The 3,767-nt window shown below is 69.8% G+C and carries 3 protein-coding genes; 1 reads left to right on the top strand and 2 read right to left on the bottom strand.

The annotated features are described in order from the left end of the window. Window positions 1-100 precede the first annotated feature (100 nt). Complete coding sequence (locus ABNT58_RS21990) at window positions 101-1,291, top strand: acyl-CoA dehydrogenase (RefSeq protein WP_348755542.1); 1,191 nt, start codon at window positions 101-103, stop codon at window positions 1,289-1,291. Here ABNT58_RS21990 and ABNT58_RS21985 read toward each other — a convergent pair. Further along, window positions 1,266-3,182, bottom strand: coding sequence for a diguanylate cyclase (locus ABNT58_RS21985; protein ID WP_348755541.1), 1,917 nt, complete (start codon window positions 3,180-3,182; stop codon window positions 1,266-1,268). The two genes, ABNT58_RS21990 and ABNT58_RS21985, sit on opposite strands and share 26 nt — an antisense overlap. Window positions 3,183-3,436: 254 nt before the next feature. Beyond that, window positions 3,437-3,767: response regulator (locus ABNT58_RS21980; RefSeq protein ID WP_348755540.1), on the bottom strand; the 331-nt coding region annotated here is incomplete at its 5' end.

Raw genomic sequence — 3,767 nt, 5'->3', positions numbered from 1 at the left:
TGCATGTTACGCACATGTGCTTGCACACAAGTCGTTTGCCCTGCGCCGATTTGGGGCGTAGATTCCGGGCAGGTCCACCCGCATCACGAGAGACAACGAAATGACTTCTTCGAACACCCGCGCCAGCTTCCACTGGGACGACCCGCTGCTGCTGGACCAGCAGCTGACCGATGACGAACGCTCGGTGCGGGAAGCCGCCCGCGCCTACTGCCAGGACCGCCTGGCCCCGCGGGTGCTGGAAGCCTTCCGCCACGAAAAGACCGATCCGGCCATCTTCCGCGAGATGGGCGAGCTGGGCCTGCTGGGCGCCACGATTCCTGAGCAGTACGGCGGCGCCGGCCTCAACTACGTGTGCTATGGCCTGGTGGCACGCGAGGTGGAGCGTGTGGACTCCGGCTACCGCAGCATGATGAGCGTGCAGTCGTCGCTGGTGATGGTGCCGATCAACGAGTTCGGCACCGAGGCGCAGAAGCAGAAGTACCTGCCCAAGCTGGCCCGTGGCGAGTGGATCGGCTGCTTCGGCCTGACCGAGCCCAACCACGGCAGCGACCCCGGCAGCATGATCACCCGCGCCCGCAAGGTGGACGGCGGCTACAGCCTGTCGGGCGCCAAGATGTGGATCACCAACAGCCCGATCGCCGACGTGTTCGTGGTCTGGGCCAAGGACGACGAAGGCGCGATCCGCGGCTTCATCCTGGAAAAGGGCTGGAAGGGCCTGACCGCCCCCGCGGTGCACGGCAAGGTGGGCCTGCGCGCCAGCCTGACCGGCGAGATCGTGATGGACGAGGTGTTCTGCCCCGAGGAAAACGCCTTCCCCGAGGTGCGCGGCCTCAAGGGCCCGTTCACCTGCCTGAACAGCGCCCGCTACGGCATCGCCTGGGGCGCCATCGGCGCCGCGGAAGACTGCTTCCACCGCGCCCGCCAGTACGTGCTGGATCGCAAGCAGTTCGGCCGCCCGCTGGCCGCCAACCAGCTGATCCAGAAGAAGCTGGCCGACATGCTGACCGAGATCAGCCTGGGCCTGCAGGGCGCGCTGCAGCTGGGCCGCATGAAGGACGCCGGCACCGCCGCGGTGGAAGTGACCAGCATCCTGAAGCGCAACAACTGCGGCAAGGCACTCGACATCGCCCGCCTGGCACGCGACATGATGGGCGGCAACGGCATCAGCGACGAGTTCGGCGTCGCCCGCCACCTGGTGAACCTGGAAGTGGTCAACACCTACGAAGGCACGCACGACGTGCATGCGTTGATCCTGGGCCGGGCCATCACCGGCATTGCGGCATTTTCCTGAGATCGTTGCGCAGGCCGGCGGCTTCGGTTGCCGGCGCTGCCGGCAGGTCGGCGTGGAAGGTGTTGCGCCCCTGCGCCTTGGCGCGGTAGAGCGCCCGGTCGGCCCGCTCCAGCAGCTGCTGGGGCGTGTCCTGACGCTGCGACATCGCGATGCCGATGCTGGCGCCCACCTGGGCCGGTGAGGGTCCGGCGCCGATGTCCATCGGCGCGGCCAGCGCCGTCAGCAGCTTGCGGGCCACGCACACCGGGTCCAGCTCGCCGGCCGCGCCTGAGCTTTCCAGCAGCAGCACGAATTCGTCGCCCGCGAGTCGGGCGACCACGTCGCTTTCGCGCACGGCCGCACGCAGCCGGCGCGCGAACTCCCGCAGCACCGCATCGCCCGCGCCATGGCCATGGGCGTCGTTCACCGCCTTGAAGCGGTCCACGTCCACGAACAGCAGCGCCACCGGTTCGCCGCGCCGCCGCGCCCGCGCCAGTGCGCCGGCCAGGTGCTCGTCCAGCGCGCGGCGGTTGGGCAGGCCGGTCAGGGCGTCGGTCACGGCCAGTTCGGCCAGCCGTTCTTCGGCCAGCTTCTGGGGCGTGAGGTCGGTCACCAGCACATAGACGCCGGCCACTTCGCCACTGGCGTCGTGGTGGGGCACGTACACCGTCTGCATGAAGCGGCGGCGGCCCTTGAGCACCAGGTCTTCCTGGAACAGCTGCCGCTCGCCGGCCAGCGCGGCCAGAAAGCGCGGCAGCCGCGCCGCATACAAGGCCTCGCCCAGCACTTCGGACATCGGCTGGCCGCGCATCGCCTGCGGCGACAGGCCGAACCACTGCTCGTAGGTGCGGTTGCTGAAGCGGTAGCGCTGCTCGGTGTCGATGTAGCCGATGAGCACGGGCAGGTTGTCCGCGATCTCCTGCAGCCGGTGCTCGCTCTCGGCCAGGGCGGCGGTGCGCTCCTGCACCCGCTCTTCCAGCTCGGCATGCAGGCCGCGCAGCGCGGCCTCGGCCTCGCGCCGGGCGCCGATGTCTTCCACCACCGAGATGAAGTGCAGCGGCCGGCCTTCGCGACGCACCAGCGTGACGGTGAGCTGGCCCCACAGCAGCCCGCCATCCGGCAGCAGGAAGCGCTTTTCCAGCGTGTACCGGTCGGCATCGCCGGCCAGCAGGCGGTGCACATGGCCCAGGTCCACCGCCACGTCGTCGGGGTGGGTGATCTGCTGGAAGGAGAGGGTGAACAGCTCGTCCGCCGTCCGCTGCAGCAGGCTGCACAGCCGCGGGTTGAGGCGCAGCCAGCGGCCGTCCAGACCCACCAGCGCGATGCCGATGGGCGCCGCCTCGAAGGTGGCGTGGTACAGCGCTTCACTGGCGCTCACCACCTCGGCATGGGCCTGGGCCAGCTGGCGGGCGCACAGTGTGGCCTCACGCTGCAGCAGGTCGCGGCGGATCACGCCGGCCAGCTCCTGCAGCGTCTGCAGCTCTTCGGCGTCGAATTCGCGCGGCACCCGGTCGATCACGCACAGCGTGCCCAGCGCATGCCCTTCGGCACTGCGCAGCGGCATGCCGGCGTAGGCGCGGATGCCCGGCTCGCCGGTGACCAGCGGGTTGTCGGCAAAGCGCGGGTCGGCCAGTGCATCGACCACGATGAAGAGGCCATCGCCCAGCAGGGCATGGCTGCAGAAAGCAACATCGCGCGCGGTGCCGGCCACGCCGGGCAGCCCGGTGGCGGCCCGGAACCACTGCCGGTCTTCGCCCACCATGGACACCAGCGCGATGGGCACGCGCAGCAGCCGCGCCGCCAGCCGCGTGATGGCTTCGAAGCCGGGATCGACCGCCGCGCCCAGCAGGTCGAGCGCACGCAGCAGAGCCAGGCGTGCAGGTTCTTCAGGAGTAGGGGGGGCTGCCAGCATGCCGGGTTCCAACGGGCGAACAAGGAGGTCGCATCCGTGTGCGGATTGGAACCCGGGCGCGGCGCGCACAGGCCCGGAGATGCAGGCGCTTCGTACGCCTGTTCGGGCCTTTGCTCCCGCGCCGGCGGGCCGGCAGGGCGGCTTGACATGCTGTCCAGCGTCGAACGGTTCATCACCACGGATGGGTTGACATAACACACATTGGCGTCAATCAAAGACCCAGCGAACGACGCTTCTCTCCAGCCCGCCAGCCCTCACGGCCCGACACCCACCTTCAACAACCGCTGCACCGCCGCCAGCCAAGCCTCTTCGGTGTAGGGCTTGCTCAGCAGCGGAAAGCCCGCCCGGCTCACGCGCTCGGGCGCGCCGGCGTAGCCGGAGGTCAGCAGGATGGGCAGGCCGGGGTGCAACTCGCGCAGGCGCAGCGCCAGTTCCACGCCGTCCATGCCGCCGGGCATCAGCACGTCGGAAAACACCAGGTCGTGGCCGGTGAGGTCGGCCTTCAACGCCTCGGCGGCCGAGCGGGCGCTGCTGGTCTCGAAGCCCAGCGCGCGGATCATGGTCTCCACCGCCTCGGCCACCGCC

Origin of the sequence: uncultured Aquincola sp. (assembly GCF_964001545.1) — a bacterium.
Classification (GTDB): Bacteria; Pseudomonadota; Gammaproteobacteria; order Burkholderiales; family Burkholderiaceae_C; genus Aquincola.
Note: the sequence above shows the minus strand (reverse complement) of the source record. Positions and strands in the feature narration are given on the sequence as shown.

What these genes read in the sequence shown, in the direction of transcription:
- ABNT58_RS21990 (WP_348755542.1), top strand. Translation starts at nt 101, where the DNA reads ATGACTTCTTCGAACACCCGCGCCAGCTTCCACTGGGACGACCCGCTG.
- ABNT58_RS21985 (WP_348755541.1), bottom strand. Translation starts at nt 3,182, where the DNA reads ATGCTGGCAGCCCCCCCTACTCCTGAAGAACCTGCACGCCTGGCTCTG.